Genomic DNA, 14,659 nt, shown 5'->3' with positions numbered 1-14,659 from the left:
TCGTTCCGGCATTCATCTGGGGGCATCGCCTCCGGTCTGCTTCGCGACGACCTCCTCTCGATGTGTTCGACTTCGTCGAACGGCGCTACGCGCCTACCCCCCAGATGAACGCCTCCACTCAGCCTTCCGAAGGGGCAGGTGGATCAAAAACCAGATCAAGAGCTGCAGGCGAGCTAACGCTCGGCCTGTTGAGTGGTGAGGAGCGGGCGGTATGCCCCCGATTTTCTGTGGGAGCTGGCTTGTCGGGTCGCCGCATCGCAGCGATGGCGGCCTGATAGCCGACCAGTCTCTCCCAGATAAACCCCATTCCCCTGTGGGAGCTGGCCTGCCAGCGATGGCGCCCGGCCAACCGCCCAATCTCCTGCAGATGTACACCGAACCCTGTGGGAGCTGGCCTGCCAGCGATGACGGCCCGCCAACCGACCAATCTCCTCCTGCTGCCCACTGATCGTTCCCTACGCTCCGCGTGGGAATGCAGCCAGGGACGCTCCGCGTTCCATTTTTGTGTTTAACGATGTGTAAGAAACGCAGTACTTTCCCACGCATTTTTCAGGTTGCCGGGTAGGAAGCCGTGTCTCTAACCTCTGGCTGTCGCTGAAACCTCAGCGACCGGGTGTGAGAACCCGGAACAGATATGTTGAATCTAGCGCCAGCATCACCATAATTGCCGCCAGCTATTTGCTGCCTGCAATGCTCTATGGCGGCTGTGTGCGGGCGGATTTCGGTCCGGCCGGTTCTCTGTTCCCGGTTTTCTCACCCTGCACATAGCTGCCACCACTTTCCGTGTGAGAAACGAAAAGTGATGGCTCCAAAAAATGAACAGGGAAATCAAATGAGCAAAATTGTCCCAGATCCACCCGTTAACACCGCTACCCCCAACGCCGAAGCCACCGAAGCCGAAGCGCTCATCAAAGACCGCGAAGCCATAAACCGCGCCCTCGATTACTACCTCGATCCCCCCGAACCCTACAGCGTCAAAACTCGACGTCCGAGCACGATGTTTATGGTCGTCCCTGACGTTGATTCGGAAAGTCTGTTGGCTCATGCCTGTGAGTCCCTGGCGTCGGCAAGTGTAATGGCAGGTGATTTTGCCGGGTATCTGGAGGGGCCGCAGCGGCATACGGCGCTGGCGATCCAGCAGATCATCATGCTGGCCGAGTTGGCGGTGAATCGCGCGCTGGATAATGTGGATGTCCCGCTAGCCACGGTGTAACTGTCACGCGACGTTTTCGTTCTTCGCGAGCAGGGCCCCGCAATACCTGTGGGAGCGGCCTTGCCCGCGAAGGCGATGGATCAGGCGAATCACCTCCGAAGCTTATCCCCCAGACCCGCTGGACACTGTCCCTCCTTCATTCTGGTCAAAAAATTTCGGGATCTCATGCTCATAGCTTTTTAGCCACCGCTGCATGCTCAGTTCGCGCTCGGTCGCGGTTGAGGTTTGTGGTTTTTGCGAGGCGGCCTTGTTGCTGCTTTGCAGTTGCAGCCAGCCTTCGGTTTCCTGTTGTTGCGCCGAGGAGGGGCCTTCGAGGGCGTGGGTGGTGAGGGGCAAGGCCAACAGGGCGAGGTAAACGAAGGTGGGTTTCATCGCGATGTTCTCTCTATTGAAGGGGCGCAACCGTCACGGCGGCGACTTGGTTCGTGGCGATCGGGCCTGTCTTGTCCGGGGCCTTGAGTTTTTGCGCGCGCTCTTGGGCTTCGGTGACTTGGGCGGGGCTCAGGCCGAGGCGACTGACCAGCTCAGCGGCGCGGCTCCAGTCGTCCTGATAGATCAACAGCGTCACCAGATTCAACGCCGCCAGTTGATCGCTCTGTTTGAGTTCCATGGCGGTCAGGAACTCGAAGCGTGCATCCTCGATGCGCCGTTGATTGAGGTAGACCACGCCGAGGTCGTTGCGGATTTTTTCATCGGTGGGCGCCAACTGGGCGGCGCGTTGCAAGTGGGTTTGGGCCTGACCGTTATCGCCCCTGGCAGCGGCGAGTTGGCCCAGGCCCTGTTCGGCTTCGGCGGCCAGGCAGGTGCCGACCAGGCTGCGGTACAACGGCTCGGCTTCACTGCGGCCCAGCAGGCGGTAAACCTTGGCTTTGCGCAGGCGTACGTCGGCCAGGTTGTCGGGCAGACGTTGCAAGTTGGCAAGGCTGGCGTGCAGTTTTCCGTCCTTGGCCATGTCGTCGGCGAGGTTCATCGACAGTTGTTCATCAGCGCCCAATTTTCCGCAACTGGCGGTGTTGGTCAGTGCGCTCCAGGGCGCCTGACTGTTCGTTGCGCAGCCGCCCAGTAGCAGCAGACTCAAACCGGCAATCATTGCTTTCATCATCATCCCTCTATGAACCAATGGCCCGCGCCAGGGCGGTGAACCCGGGGCCGGCCAGCACGATCAACAACGCCGGGAAGAGAAACAGCATCATCACGACGGACATTTTGGCGGACATCTTGGAGATGTATTCCTGCAAGCGGGTCAGGCGCCGGTCATCGAACAATTGCTTGAGCGCCAGCAGCGATTTCATCGCCCCAACGCCCTGATGAAGCAACTGCTGCAGGATCACGCAGGTGTCGGTGAATTCATCGACCGCCAGCAGGTGGCTGGCCCTGTTCAGCGCTTCGCCCAGTTCCAGGCCGGAGTCGACACGGGCCAGCACCAGGCGCAGTTCCTGAGTCAGTGTGGGCAGAAGGTATTTTCCTTCATGGCTCATGACGCGCAGCGACTGTTCCACCGCCATGCCCGACTCGAACAGGATGCGCAGCAGTGGAATGAAGGTGGAGATCTCGGTGGCCAGTTGTCTTTGTCGACGTTGTGCCGCTGCGGCGAGCAAGCGTTTGGGCAGTAAGTAGCCGATGGCGGTGGCAAACAGCGGGGCGATCCAGTGGTTCTCAACGTTGAGGTAGAAAACGCTCTGGATCAGCAAGCTGACGGACAGCGCCAGCACCGGGACGCCGACCTGGCACGCGGCAAACAGCGAGCGCCGTCGGGCGCTGCGCCAGCCCAGACGGTTGAGCAAGGTCTGGGTCTCGTTGTCCAGATTGACCACACGCTGACCGAGAGAGCTGTTGCCAAGCGCCTGCAACCAGAGGCCCACGCGGTTTTTTTCGGCTCGTTTGCCGTCCAGTCGCTGGGCGACTTGGCGCGTGCGCCGGCGTTGATCCAGCAGGGCGCTGAGGAGCAAAAGAGTTGCCCCCAGAAACAGCAGCGCACTGATCAGCAGGGCGATTTTCATACGCTACGCAACATGCGCCAGAGCAGCAGGCTGCCTACCGCCTGCAAACCGAACGCGGTGGCGAGCATGATTTGCCCCGAGCTGTCGTGCCACATGGCGAGCAAGTAGGTGGGGTTGGCAGCCAGAAAATAGCCGGCCAGGCCCACTGGCAAGCAGCCCAACACCCAGGCGGTCACCCGGGTTTCGCCGGTCATGGCGCTCAGTTGTCGCGCAATCTGCTCACGCTCGCGGATCATTTTGATCAGGTTCTCCAGCAGTTCGCTGGCGCTGCCGCCATAGCGGTGATTGACCTTCAGCCCCAAGGCAAACAGGCGCAGTTCGTCTTTCTCATACAGTTCGGCAAAGTCGGTGGCCGCATCCGGCAGGCTGACGCCCAACTGCACGTTGCGCTGCACGCGGCCCATGGCATTTTTCAAAGGGTCCTGGGCGGCATCGATGGCGCCCAGCACGGCATCGGCGAGGGTGCGTCCGGACTTCAGGCTGCGCACGGTGTGATCGAGCATTGGTGGCAGTTGCTCGATCATGCGTTTGAGGCGACGTTGATAGCGCCAGCTGATGTACAGCCGCAGAACCAGAGGCGGCACCAGCAGTGACACCCCGGCACCGATCCAGCCGGCGCTGGCGAAACCAATCAGGATGACCAAGGCCCACAGCAGCATCCACACGCCAAGGCGTTCGGTGGGGCGTCCGAGACCGGCGCGCAGAAAGGCCCTTTCCAGGCCTGCCCAAGAGGACTTTTCGACAGTCAGTTCCGGCTGCCCCTGAGTCAGGCGTTGCAGAACGCGTTCAGTCCCGGTCTGTCGCAGTCCACTGAGCAACAAACGGATCGACAGGCCAAACATCACCAGGCAAACGAGGATAAGCAGCACCGGTTTGAGCATGCCGTGGCCCTTAATAAGGTGAGAGGGGGAGTGCTGACTCGCGGCGCAATTTGTCGCCGGCGGGGTTGACTGCCTCACGCAGAAAACCGAAGCCGGTGCGCCGGTCCAGCCTGAACAGCGTGTTGGTCACGTAGACGTCATCGCGCACGCCAATCACTTCAACCACTTCGGCGACGCAACGCCGGCCATCAGGCATGCGCGTCAACTGGATCACCACGTCCAGCGCCGCGCAGATCATTTGCCGCAAGGTCTTTTCGGCAATTGTGCGACCGGTCAGGCCGACCAGGGTTTCCAGCCTCAACAGCGCATCCTGGGCATTGTTGGCGTGTACGGTGCTCATCGAACCGTCGTGACCGGTGTTCATCGCCGTGAGCACGTCGACCACTTCGACACCGCGGATTTCACCCAGGATGATTCTGTCCGGGCGCATCCGCAGGGCATTGCGGATCAAGTCGCTGGACTTCACTTCGCCGTGGCCTTCGGCATTCGGCGGGCGGGTTTCCAGGCGCACGACGTGCGGGTGGCCCAGTTGCAATTCGGCGACGTCCTCAATGGTCACCAGTCGTTCGTGCGGGTTGATCAACTGGCTGAGAATATTCAGCAACGTGGTTTTGCCGGTGCCGGTGCCGCCACTGATCAGAATGTTGCAGCGCTTGCCCACGGCTTCCTGGATGAAGTCGAAGATCGCCTGATCGATGGTTTGCATCGCCATCAGGTCGGTGCTTTTAAGCATGTCCTTGCGAAATTTTCGGATCGACAGACACGGGCCGTCGAGGGCGATGGGCGGAATGATCGCGTTAACCCGGCTGCCATCAGGTAGGCGTGCATCGACCATTGGCGACGACTCATCAAGCCGCCGGCCCAAAGGCGCGAGGATCCTTTGCATGACCCGTTCGACGTGGTGTGCGTCGATGAAACGCAAGTCGCTCTGATACAACACACCCTCGCGTTCGACGAACACCCGGTGCGGGCCGTTGACCAGAATCTCGGTCACTGCCGGGTCGCGCAGCAGCACTTCCAGCGGGCCGAAACCGGTGAGTTCATCGACCAGCTCTTCGGCCAGTCGCTCCATTTCATAGCGGGTAATCGCCAGGTGCAGGCGCGCAATGTACTCGGCCACTTTGTCGATGACGAACTGCGACAGCACCTGCCGTGAACCCTCCAGCAGGTTTTTTCCGGACTCTTCAATGGCGTCGATGATGTAGCGGTGCAGGACCTGTTTGAGGCCTTCGTGGTCGCTGTTACCGGTCGGCGTGCGTTGAGTGGCGCCGAACAATTGTTCACCGTTCATTGCGCGCCCCTAAGCCGGTTGAACCAGCCGGTCTTGGGTTTGGACAGGCTTTCGGAGCGTTTGGCCAAGCATTCGCCGAGGGTGCGCAAGCTTTGGGTCAGGCCTTCGCGCGGGGCCAGTTCGAACAGGCTCACGCCCTGGTTTTTTGCGTTGAGCCGCACTTCCGGGCTACAGGCGAGGATGGCGATAACTTCCATGCCAAAGCTTTTTCCGAGGGTGTCGGCGTCCGGTGCGACGTTGCGCAAGTAGCGGTCAATCAGCAGCCGGGCGTGGTCGAGCTTCATGCCCTTTTCGCGCCACAGGTTGAGCATCGCCAGGTTGCGGCGGCAGTCGAGCACGTTCTGATCGGTGTACCAGAGCAGCTTGTCGCAATGGCTGACAAAGGTGCGCAGCGCTTCGCAGTCGGGTTGCCCGGTGAGATTGACCACGATGTGCTGGAAGTGTTGGCGCAACGCGCTGAGTAGCATGTACAGCTCGGCGGCACTGGTGAGCTCCAGCGGTTCATCGTGACTGGCGTAGGCAAGGATGCGCAGCCCGTCTCCGTCGCTGGTGAAGGCGCTGTCGATCAGGGTCGAGTCCAGGCGTCGTACGTGCCGCAGCGCATCGCCGAAATGATACGAACTCTCCAGACCAAGCAGCGCCAGGCTGTCGCCACGGGGCAAGCCTAAATCCAGCAGCAAGGTTTGCTGGCCACTCTTTTGCACCACGTGCGCCATGTGGTTGGCGAGCAGCGCACCGTCGGCATTGCTTTGCACGCCATACAGCACGGTCAGGCCACCCAGATGATTATTCGGTGCTACCGGTGGCAGGCGTTTGCCAAGGCGCCGTACCAACCCGGCGACTTCACTGGAACGCGAGCCATAGGCAACGAAGTCCCGCGCCCCGGCGCGCATGGCGTTGAGCACGAGCTGGTTGTCCATGCCGTCGCCCAGCGCAACGATGGCCAGCATCGGCTTGGCTTCCAGCGCGCCTTCGATCAAGGTGCTCTGCGCCACCACGTGCTCGCGATCCAGGCCGACGAACACCAGGCTGGCGAACGTCACATCGACCAGCGCCAACAACTCGTCGAGGCTCCCACCGCCAGCGCTGACGACCTGACCCAAGGGCGCGAGGGCGCCTTGCAGCCATTCAAGGTCGGTGTTGTTCCGCGTGATCGCGAGGAAGGTTTGACTCAGGTTCTGGCTCATTGCGATAACCCGCTGCGTTTATCGAAGTTGCCGTTTTCCAGGAAGTACATGCGGTAAAACCCGGGGTCATAGTTGCGCAGTTGTTCACCGGGCAGCGACGGCAATTGCGCGTTGGCGGCCAACGGTTGAACCAGGTGCGGGGTGACGATCATCAGCAGCTCGCGCTCTTCACGCTTGATCGAGGAGCTGCGAAAAAATGCGCCAATCACCGGGATGTCGCCCAGCCCCGGGAACTTGTCGACCTGCGAGGCGTTTTGCGTACTGATCAGGCCGCTGATGACGAAGCTCTCGCCATCGGCCAGGGAGATGCTGGTGTCGGTGCGGCGAATGGTGAACGCGGGGACCGTGGTGCCACCGATCGTCACGCCGTTGTTGTAGTCGAGTTCGCTGACTTCCGGCGCCACTTTCAAGGCGATGCGATCGGTGCTGACAACGGTCGGAGTGAGTGTCAGCCGGATCCCGAATTCCTTGTACTCGATGGAGTAGCTGTTGCTGTTGGCGCTGGGGACCGGGATCGGAATTTCGCCACCGGCCAGGAAGCTCGCACTCTGCCCGCTGATCGCTACCAGGCTTGGCCGCGCCAGGGTGTAGGCGAAGCCGCTGCCTTCCATGGCGTTGATGATCGCGAGGAAATTGCCGCCCCCGGCGACGATGTTGAACATGTCATTTGCCAGCGGGATGCTGGGCACGGCGATGCGCGGATCGATGTTGCGCAATGGCAATACGCGCGGGGTCACGGCGGTGTTGGGCACGGTGCCGGGAGAGCCGAACAGGAAGTTCGAACTTTTCCCGAAGATCGACGTGCTGGCTTCTTTGAGTTTGGTCCGGCTGACCTCCACGAAACGGATGTCGGTCTGCACTTGCGAGGGCAGTAAGGGATCTTCGGAGGGCATGGACGACGTGCGGGTCAACGCCGCCGTCGCCCGTCCCTGGACAAACACCATGCTCTGGCGCGGAGCGCTGGCGCAGGCCGTCCAGACCATCAGGCTGGTGGCCCCGGGCGCCATGCCGGTGACCAGGAAGGCCTGGTTGCCGTTGACACGCACGTCGGCGATTTTCGGATCACCGACCGCCAGCCGTGTGATCGCTACCGGCGATTGCAGTTCTTGTTGCAGCCCTTCACCGACCTCCAGCACGGCCGGTAATGAACCCAGCGCGGCGCAATTGCCGGTGGCTGCGAAGGTCATGCTCAACGGCAGGCCGCTCATCAAGGAAACCCAAAGCAGGCCTTGGAAAACGGACATGGGCATGGAACGACTATGCATTGAGATGCATCCTTGCTCGACTCAGGGGGTTTGTTGGGTCACTTCATTACCGCGTATGACTTCCACCCGCGCTTGGCGTGGTGCAGCGCCGCCACCGAAGGTGAGTGGTTTGGGAGGGCTGACGAGGGCCAGCTGATTGAATTGCACGAGTTCGCGATTGGCATTGGTGAGGTTGGCCGGTGAACTGTTTGCACTCGCCCAATACTGCGCCAGGCGTTTTTCTTCGGCGCTGCGCACGGCGAGGCGCAACACACCGGCTTGGGCCGCAAGCATCAGGCGACTGAGCAACGGTTCGGGGACGGCGAGCAACACCGAGCGGGCACTGGCACGCAATTGGTCCTGCTTGATTTGTTCTTCGCTGCTGCGCGAGGGATTGGCGGGGCGACCATCATTGGTCAGCCCCAGTTGTTCACCGACACCGAGCACGCGCAAGGCCGGGACCACCACCTGAGCCGACTGCTGGGGGTTGTTGGCGTCTGCGCGCAAAAACAGCATCACGTCGACGTAGTCGCCCGGGCTTAGTTGGCCACCCGCATTGATCACCTCATCTACCGCGACGGCAAGCGCGCGTTCATCGGGGTGGATCATTCGCGCCAGCGCGCTGCCGGCTTCGAAGCTTTCAGCATTGAGCCAGGTGCCCGCCGCCAGTGCGCGCCATGGCGTGCGGCCAATCGCTTGATCCAGTCGGGTCAAACTGCCGACCGGGGCCGTGCGCAGTTTTTCCAGGGTCACATCGGCGGCAGTGATCTGAACGAAGGGCGCCACGTCGTGTAGCAGGACCACAACCGGTTGGCGGGTGTGATCGTCTGCGGGCTCCGGCGCGGGCGTGGTTGGCGCGGCCGTGACAACGACAGGTTGCACGATGGGTTCGGGAGAGGGTTGTCGGCTCAGTGTAAGTCCCCAGTAACCGGCGATCAGGGCACCGACCAAAAACAATCCGGCCAGGCCCATGGTGATTCGGCTGTTCATGACGGCTTCCCCTTCCCTGGTGCTTGATGACCCGTGCCGTGCGACGAGAAATTTTTTGCATTCAGGCAGTAAAAAAATTGAACTATTTCGCTATTGGACGGTAGCGCAGGTAGAGCAAAACGCCATTAGTGCCACCAAAAAAACGAACAAAAGGAAAGGGTTGACGCGCTCGGTGCGGTTTTCCGATGTCCACGGCCTGCGCTTAATACTTAAGTATTAATGCGTTCTTACAGTTGTAGGTCCGGAGAATGGCGACAATGCTGATGCTGGCACAGGGGAATCATGTTGCGACGGTGCAACACCCGCTGCTCTCAGGAGAAATCGTTATGTCCTTCACGAACATTGTTCAGAAGATCAAGTCCGAAGCTGCCTTCTACTTCAATCTGGCGAAAGACACCGAAGGGGCTTCGGGTATCGAATACGCCATTATCGCGGGCATGGCCGCCGTGGCACTGGCGGCTTTCATGACGCCGATTTCGGGTGCGATTACGCTGATTTTTACCGGGATCAAAAATGTGCTGGTGCCGGCGACACCATGAACGTTACAGCTTGCCAGCGTGCCTGAGTGGTACTGACGTCAGCGCTTGGTCCATTGCAGGAGTTACCCATGAACGCGCACGCGCTGCCACGTCAACAGCTGCTGCTGGTCGATGACGAAGAGGATGCATTGCTGGAATTGGCGGAATTACTGGAGGGGGAGGGCTTCAATTGTTTCACCGCAACGTCGGTCAAGTTCGCTCTGCAGCATCTGACCCGCCATCCTGATATCGCCTTGGTGATCACTGATCTGCGCATGCCGGAGGAAAGCGGCATGTCGCTGATCAGGCGCTTGCGCGAACACACTTCACGTCAACATTTGCCGGTGATCGTCACGTCCGGACATGCGGACATGGAGGATGTCAGCGACATGCTGCGCCTGCAGGTGCTTGACCTGTTTCGTAAGCCGATTTACCACGTGCGGTTGCTGGAAACGCTGAATAATTTGTTTCCGCAGCCGGAGATGCAACGCCTAGTCCCTTGAGAGGGCGCCGAAAAACCAAAGGTGTTTAGACACAATTGACCATGGCATGAGGGCTGAAAAACCGTTCCCACGCGAGCCTGGGAACGGCCGACTCAAGCGATGGGCCGCCAATGCCCCGTCATGTGTTCAAGATCCCCTGCACCCACCAGCTGAAAATCGCCACTGGAGCCTGCCGCGCTGGACAGCAATGTCACTTCGCTGGGCAGCCTTACCGGTTTCTTGAACTGAACCTCGATCTCGACATTGGCGGTGGGCAGATGCTCGCTCAACGCGGCCAATGTCCGTGCCTTGTTCCATAGCCCATGGGCGATGGCTGTGGGGAAGCCGAACAGTTTGGCGCTGGCGGCACTCAGGTGAATCGGGTTGTAGTCTCCGGACACCTTGGCGTACTGGCGACCGATATCCGCCGGCGCTTTCCAGCGCGTCACTTCCATCATGTCCAGTGTCGAGGCCAGGACCTCTTCGACGGGTTCGCCCTCAAGTTTGACGCCCCGGCACAACATTCGGCTTTCAGCCTCCCACAGCGTTCCCAGCTGATCGTCAAGTGAGGTCACCAGATCGAACGTGGCGCCCTTGGCGTGCGGTTGCAGGTTCTGCACCTGCACACTGGCCCGCACACGATGCACGCCGCCCATGGGCCGTAAAACCCGGATGCGATTGCTCAGGTGGATCAGCCCGAGCAACGGGAACGGAAACTCCTTGGCCGTGAGCAATTGCATCTGCAGCGCAAACGCCAGGATGTGCGGGTAGGTCGGCGGTAGCAAACCGTTGTCGGCAAACCCGCAGACCTTGCGATACGCCGCCAAACGGTTGGGATCGACCTCGACCCAGCAACGCAAACCGGAGTCGGGCAACGTGGTGCCGGTGATTTTTCGCCGCATCGCCGCCCGCACATACAGCGCAGGCAGGCTCGGTTCGCGATTGAGCGTGTGCCAGTCAATGATCATGTCTACGCCCCCAGAACACTTTGTCCGCAGACTCGCAACGCCTGCCCGGTGAACGCGCCGGTGCCAGGCTGCGCCAGCCAGGCCACCGCTTCGGCAACGTCCTGCGGCAGGCCGCCCTGGCCAAGCGAACTCATGCGTCGCCCGGCTTCGCGGATACCGAACGGCAGGTGTGCGGTCATTTGCGTTTCGATGAATCCGGGTGCCACGGCGTTGATGCTGATGCCGCGTTCACTCATCAGCGGTGCCCAGGCTTGAGCCAGACCGATAAGGCCAGCCTTGCTTGCCGCGTAATTGGTTTGCCCACGATTGCCGGCGATGCCGCTGATCGAGGCAAGCAAAATCACTCGACCGTTGTCATGCAAGGTGCCGCTGTCGAGCAACGCCTTGGTCAGCACTTGCGGTGCGTTGAGGTTGACCGCGAGCACCGCATCCCAGAATTCCGGGGTCATGTTGGCCAGGGTTTTATCGCGGGTGATGCCGGCGTTGTGGACCACCACGTCGATACCGTCAGGCAGCTGTTCGATTAATTGCGCAGCAGCGTCTTCGGCACAAATGTCCAGGGTGATGCTGCGCCCGCCAAGGCGTGCGGCGAGCGCGTCCAGGTCGGCCTTGGCCGGTGGCACGTCGAGCAGGATCACTTCGGCACCGTCTCGGGCCAGGGTCTCGGCGATGGAGGCACCAATGCCACGCGCGGCACCGGTGACTAGCGCCTTGCGCCCGGCCAGTGGACGAGTCCAGTCCGTCACCTGCGTATCGCAGGCTTTCAATCGGATGACCTGCCCGGAGACAAACGCGCTTTTGGGCGAGAGGAAAAACCGCAGCGGCCCTTCCAGTTGATCCTCGGCCCCTTCGCCGACATAGATCAGCTGCAAGGTGCCGCCACTGCGCAATTCCTTGGCCAGCGAACGGCTGAAACCTTCCAGGGCGCGCTGTGCACTGGCGGCGAACGGGTCGCTCAGCGTTTCTGGCGCGCGCCCCAGAATCACCAGGTGCGCACTGTTATCGAGGTTTTTCATTAGCGGTTGAAAGAATTCGCGCAGCCGTTTCAGCTGATCGGTGTGCAGCACATCACTGGCATCGAACACCACGGCCTTGATCTTCGGACCGTGGCCGGGAATCCACGCGGTGGCCAGGGAAGGCTCGGCACCGTAGGCATAGATCGCATCGGTCAGGCGATTGGCGAAGGCGCTGACGTTGTCCGCCAACGGGCCGCCGCCGATCAACAGCGCTCCTTCGACGGGCCGCAGCCGGCCTGCTTGCCAGCGTTCCAGGCGTACCGGAGACGGCAGTCCCAAGGCCCCGACCAGACGATGGCCGATGGACGAATTGGCGAAGTCGATATAACGGTCAGACATGGAACGCACTCCGGCAGCTGGGGTTCAAAGTGTGGACCACGAATGGCAATCAGTCGTTCGATCCACGAGATTAGGCCTACGCTTGAACTCAGCAGATTAGTTCGTCGCAGGACTTTCAGGCGACCGCAGACCTGAATTGGAATGCAATCCTGTGGGAGCGAGCAGGCTCACTCCCACAAGGGATCGGTTCCCAAATTGAATTTTTCAAGGAGCTTTTCATGACTCAGCTGCGCCGCGTCGCGATTATCGGTGGTAACCGTATCCCCTTCGCCCGTTCCAACGGGCCGTACGCCACCGCCAGCAATCAGGCGATGCTTACCGCCGCGCTCGAAGGCCTGATCGAGCGCTACAACCTGCATGGCCTGCGCATCGGCGAAGTGGTGGCGGGTGCGGTGCTCAAACTGTCGCGAGACATGAATCTGACCCGCGAGTGCGTGCTCGGCTCGCGGTTGTCCCCCAGCACGCCGGCCTATGACATCCAACAGGCTTGCGGCACGGGGCTTGAAGCGGCGTTGCTGGTGGCGAACAAGATCGCCCTGGGCCAGATCGATTGCGGGATTGCCGGTGGCGTCGACACCACGTCGGATGCACCGATCAGCGTCAGTGAAGGTTTGCGCCGGGTGTTGCTTGAAGCCAACCGGGCCAAGACCACGGGCGATAAACTGAAAACCTTTCTGCAATTGCGTCCCCGGGATTTGATTCCGGAATTCCCGCGCAACGGCGAACCGCGCACCGGTTTGTCCATGGGCCAGCACTGCGAATTGATGGCGCAGACCTGGAACATCCCCCGCGAAGAACAGGATCAACTGGCGCTGGAAAGCCATCGCAATCTGGCCGCGTCCTACACCGAAGGCTGGCACAACGATTTGATGACGCCGTTCCTCGGCCTGACCCGTGACAACAACCTGCGCCCGGACCTGACCCTTGAAAAACTCGCCGCGCTGAAACCGGCTTTCGAGAAAAGCGCCAAGGGCACGCTGACGGCGGGCAACTCCACGCCACTCACCGACGGTGCATCGCTGGTGCTGCTGGGCAGTGAGGAATGGGCAAAGGAGCGTGGATTGCCGATCCTCGCTTACCTGCGCGATGGCGAGGCCGCGGCGGTGGATTTCGTCAATGGCGCCGAAGGGCTGTTGATGGCGCCGGTTTACGCGGTGCCACGTTTACTGGCGCGCAACGGCCTGACCTTGCAGGACTTCGACTACTACGAAATCCACGAAGCCTTCGCCGCGCAGGTGCTCTGCACGTTGAAGGCCTGGGAAGATCCAGAGTTTTGCAAAACCCGCCTCGGCCTCGATGCGCCGTTGGGTTCCATTGACCGCAGCCGCCTCAACGTCAAAGGCAGTTCGCTGGCGGCGGGGCATCCGTTTGCCGCGACTGGCGGGCGCATTGTCGCCAACCTGGCGAAGTTGCTGGATGCGGCGGGCAAGGGTCGAGGCTTGATCTCGATCTGCGCCGCCGGTGGTCAGGGTGTGACGGCGATTATCGAGCGCTGACCAGTTGCGCGTTCTGCTGCGCGATGCGTTCACGGTTGAGGTTGGCGTAACGCTCGGCCATTACCGAGCAGACGATCAGCTGCAACGGGTGATAGATCATGATCGGCAGCAGAATCAAGCCAAGGCCCGGGTTGGCCCCGAAGATCAGCGCCGCCATCGGTGCACCGGCAGCCAGGGATTTCTTGCTGGCGCAAAACACCGCGGCGATCTCATCCGCCGGGCTGAATTTCAATGCGCGAGCGGTGCGGGTGGTCATCCACAGGATGATCGCCAGCAGGATCGCACTGCCGATCAGCGCGGTCAGAATTACTGTGTTGCCCTGGTTCTGCCACATCCCCGAAACCATCGAGTTGCAGAACGCCGCATACACCAGCAGCAGGATCACCAGTTTGTCGGCGACATTGGTGTAGCGCTTGTGTCGCGCGAAAAACTTGCCGAACAACGGCCGCACCAATTGGCCGAGTACCAGCGGCAACAGCAACATGGCGCAGAGGTCGAGCAGGGTCGAGCCCAGTTCAATGCCGCCGGCCCCGCTGCCGACCTCGAAGCTCACCAGCAACGGCGTCAGGAAAATCCCCAGCACACTGGACAGGCTCGCGTTGAGAATCGCCGCCGGCACGTTGCCGCCCGCGCTGCCGGTCAGGGCCACGGACGAGGAAATGGTCGAGGGCAGGGCGCAGAGGTAGAGGAAGCCCAGCATCAGCAGGGATGGAAGGTGCGAGCCCAGCAGTTTGTCGCTCAGCAGCCAGATCAGTGGAAACACCGCGAAGGTGAAGCACTGCACCATCACATGCAGCTTCCAATTCTTCAGGCCATGACGGATCTGCTCGCTGGACAGATTGACGCCGTGAAGGAAGAACACCAGGAACACACCGATGTTGATCACGTATTCGGCGTGCATGCCGCCGCCCGTGGCGCCAAAGGTCGGGAAGAAATATGCCAGCAGCGTGGCGATCAGCATGCCGCACAAGAACCAGTCGGTGACCACGCGTTTGAGGTGTTTGAAGGCATGCATAACGGCACCGAATACATTT

The 14,659-nt window shown here is 60.9% G+C and carries 15 protein-coding genes; 4 read left to right on the top strand and 11 right to left on the bottom strand.

Annotation, left to right across the window (positions count from 1 at the left end):
• The first annotated feature begins 832 nt into the window (after positions 1-832).
• A complete protein-coding gene (locus HNR03_RS31500; RefSeq protein ID WP_259158345.1) occupies positions 833-1,213 on the top strand; it encodes a DUF6124 family protein in 381 nt (126 codons plus the stop codon).
• 102 nt (positions 1,214-1,315) lie between these two features.
• Here the strand turns inward: HNR03_RS31500 and HNR03_RS31495 are convergent, their stop codons facing one another.
• From HNR03_RS31495 to cpaB, 8 genes are read right to left on the bottom strand one after another with little or no spacing between them, the layout of a single operon-like run.
• On the bottom strand, positions 1,316-1,585 hold the full coding sequence (locus HNR03_RS31495) for a DUF3613 domain-containing protein (RefSeq protein WP_222589620.1): 270 nt from the start codon (positions 1,583-1,585) through the stop codon (positions 1,316-1,318).
• Between the two features lie 13 nt (positions 1,586-1,598).
• Positions 1,599-2,312 carry a tetratricopeptide repeat protein gene (locus HNR03_RS31490; protein WP_259158343.1) on the bottom strand — a complete coding sequence of 238 codons (714 nt, stop codon included), beginning with the start codon at positions 2,310-2,312 and terminating at the stop codon, positions 1,599-1,601.
• A 10-nt stretch (positions 2,313-2,322) separates the two neighbouring features.
• Positions 2,323-3,213 (bottom strand): type II secretion system F family protein, encoded by an 891-nt coding sequence (locus HNR03_RS31485; RefSeq protein WP_259158340.1) that lies wholly within the window; start codon positions 3,211-3,213, stop codon positions 2,323-2,325.
• Positions 3,210-4,094, bottom strand: a complete 885-nt coding sequence (locus tag HNR03_RS31480; protein WP_259158338.1) for a type II secretion system F family protein — start codon at positions 4,092-4,094, stop codon at positions 3,210-3,212. Before HNR03_RS31480 ends, HNR03_RS31485 begins: the two co-directional genes overlap by 4 nt.
• A 10-nt stretch (positions 4,095-4,104) precedes the next feature.
• On the bottom strand, positions 4,105-5,385 hold the full coding sequence (locus HNR03_RS31475; protein WP_259158336.1) for a CpaF family protein: 1,281 nt from the start codon (positions 5,383-5,385) through the stop codon (positions 4,105-4,107).
• Positions 5,382-6,572, bottom strand: coding sequence for a pilus assembly protein (locus HNR03_RS31470; RefSeq protein ID WP_259158334.1), 1,191 nt, complete (start codon positions 6,570-6,572; stop codon positions 5,382-5,384). Before HNR03_RS31470 ends, HNR03_RS31475 begins: the two co-directional genes overlap by 4 nt.
• Positions 6,569-7,837 (bottom strand): type II and III secretion system protein family protein, encoded by a 1,269-nt coding sequence (locus HNR03_RS31465; RefSeq protein WP_259158333.1) that lies wholly within the window; start codon positions 7,835-7,837, stop codon positions 6,569-6,571. Before HNR03_RS31465 ends, HNR03_RS31470 begins: the two co-directional genes overlap by 4 nt.
• A gap of 21 nt (positions 7,838-7,858) precedes the next feature.
• Entirely contained in the window at positions 7,859-8,806 is a 948-nt protein-coding gene (cpaB, locus tag HNR03_RS31460) for a Flp pilus assembly protein CpaB (RefSeq protein WP_259158330.1), read from the bottom strand.
• 326 nt (positions 8,807-9,132) lie between these two features.
• Here cpaB and HNR03_RS31455 point away from each other — a divergent pair, with 326 nt between their 5' ends.
• Together HNR03_RS31455 and HNR03_RS31450 are read left to right on the top strand one after the other, a co-directional pair.
• Positions 9,133-9,345 carry a Flp family type IVb pilin gene (locus tag HNR03_RS31455; protein ID WP_090175965.1) on the top strand — a complete coding sequence of 71 codons (213 nt, stop codon included), beginning with the start codon at positions 9,133-9,135 and terminating at the stop codon, positions 9,343-9,345.
• 68 nt (positions 9,346-9,413) lie between these two features.
• Positions 9,414-9,827, top strand: a complete 414-nt coding sequence (locus tag HNR03_RS31450; protein ID WP_222589627.1) for a response regulator — start codon at positions 9,414-9,416, stop codon at positions 9,825-9,827.
• A gap of 92 nt (positions 9,828-9,919) precedes the next feature.
• Here HNR03_RS31450 and HNR03_RS31445 read toward each other — a convergent pair whose 3' ends face one another.
• Both HNR03_RS31445 and HNR03_RS31440 read right to left on the bottom strand, forming a co-directional pair.
• Positions 9,920-10,774: a MaoC family dehydratase gene (locus HNR03_RS31445; RefSeq protein ID WP_222589628.1), complete on the bottom strand. Its 855-nt coding sequence runs from the start codon at positions 10,772-10,774 to the stop codon at positions 9,920-9,922.
• 2 nt (positions 10,775-10,776) lie between these two features.
• The gene (locus HNR03_RS31440) at positions 10,777-12,129 is read right to left on the bottom strand and encodes a 3-oxoacyl-ACP reductase (RefSeq protein ID WP_259158326.1); all 1,353 of its coding nucleotides are present in this window, start codon (positions 12,127-12,129) and stop codon (positions 10,777-10,779) included.
• A 218-nt stretch (positions 12,130-12,347) separates the two neighbouring features.
• Between HNR03_RS31440 and HNR03_RS31435 the strand changes: the two genes are divergently transcribed.
• Positions 12,348-13,625 carry an acetyl-CoA C-acetyltransferase gene (locus tag HNR03_RS31435; protein ID WP_259158322.1) on the top strand — a complete coding sequence of 426 codons (1,278 nt, stop codon included), beginning with the start codon at positions 12,348-12,350 and terminating at the stop codon, positions 13,623-13,625.
• On the opposite strand, the gene HNR03_RS31430 is transcribed toward HNR03_RS31435, so the two are convergent.
• The gene (locus HNR03_RS31430) at positions 13,612-14,640 is read right to left on the bottom strand and encodes a bile acid:sodium symporter family protein (RefSeq protein WP_259158320.1); all 1,029 of its coding nucleotides are present in this window, start codon (positions 14,638-14,640) and stop codon (positions 13,612-13,614) included. The two genes, HNR03_RS31435 and HNR03_RS31430, sit on opposite strands and share 14 nt — an antisense overlap.
• Positions 14,641-14,659: the final 19 nt, after the last annotated feature.

This window comes from Pseudomonas sp. JAI111 (genome assembly GCF_024809425.1).
Taxonomy (GTDB): Bacteria; Pseudomonadota; Gammaproteobacteria; order Pseudomonadales; family Pseudomonadaceae; genus Aquipseudomonas.
This window is presented reverse-complemented; position numbering and strand designations above follow the sequence as displayed.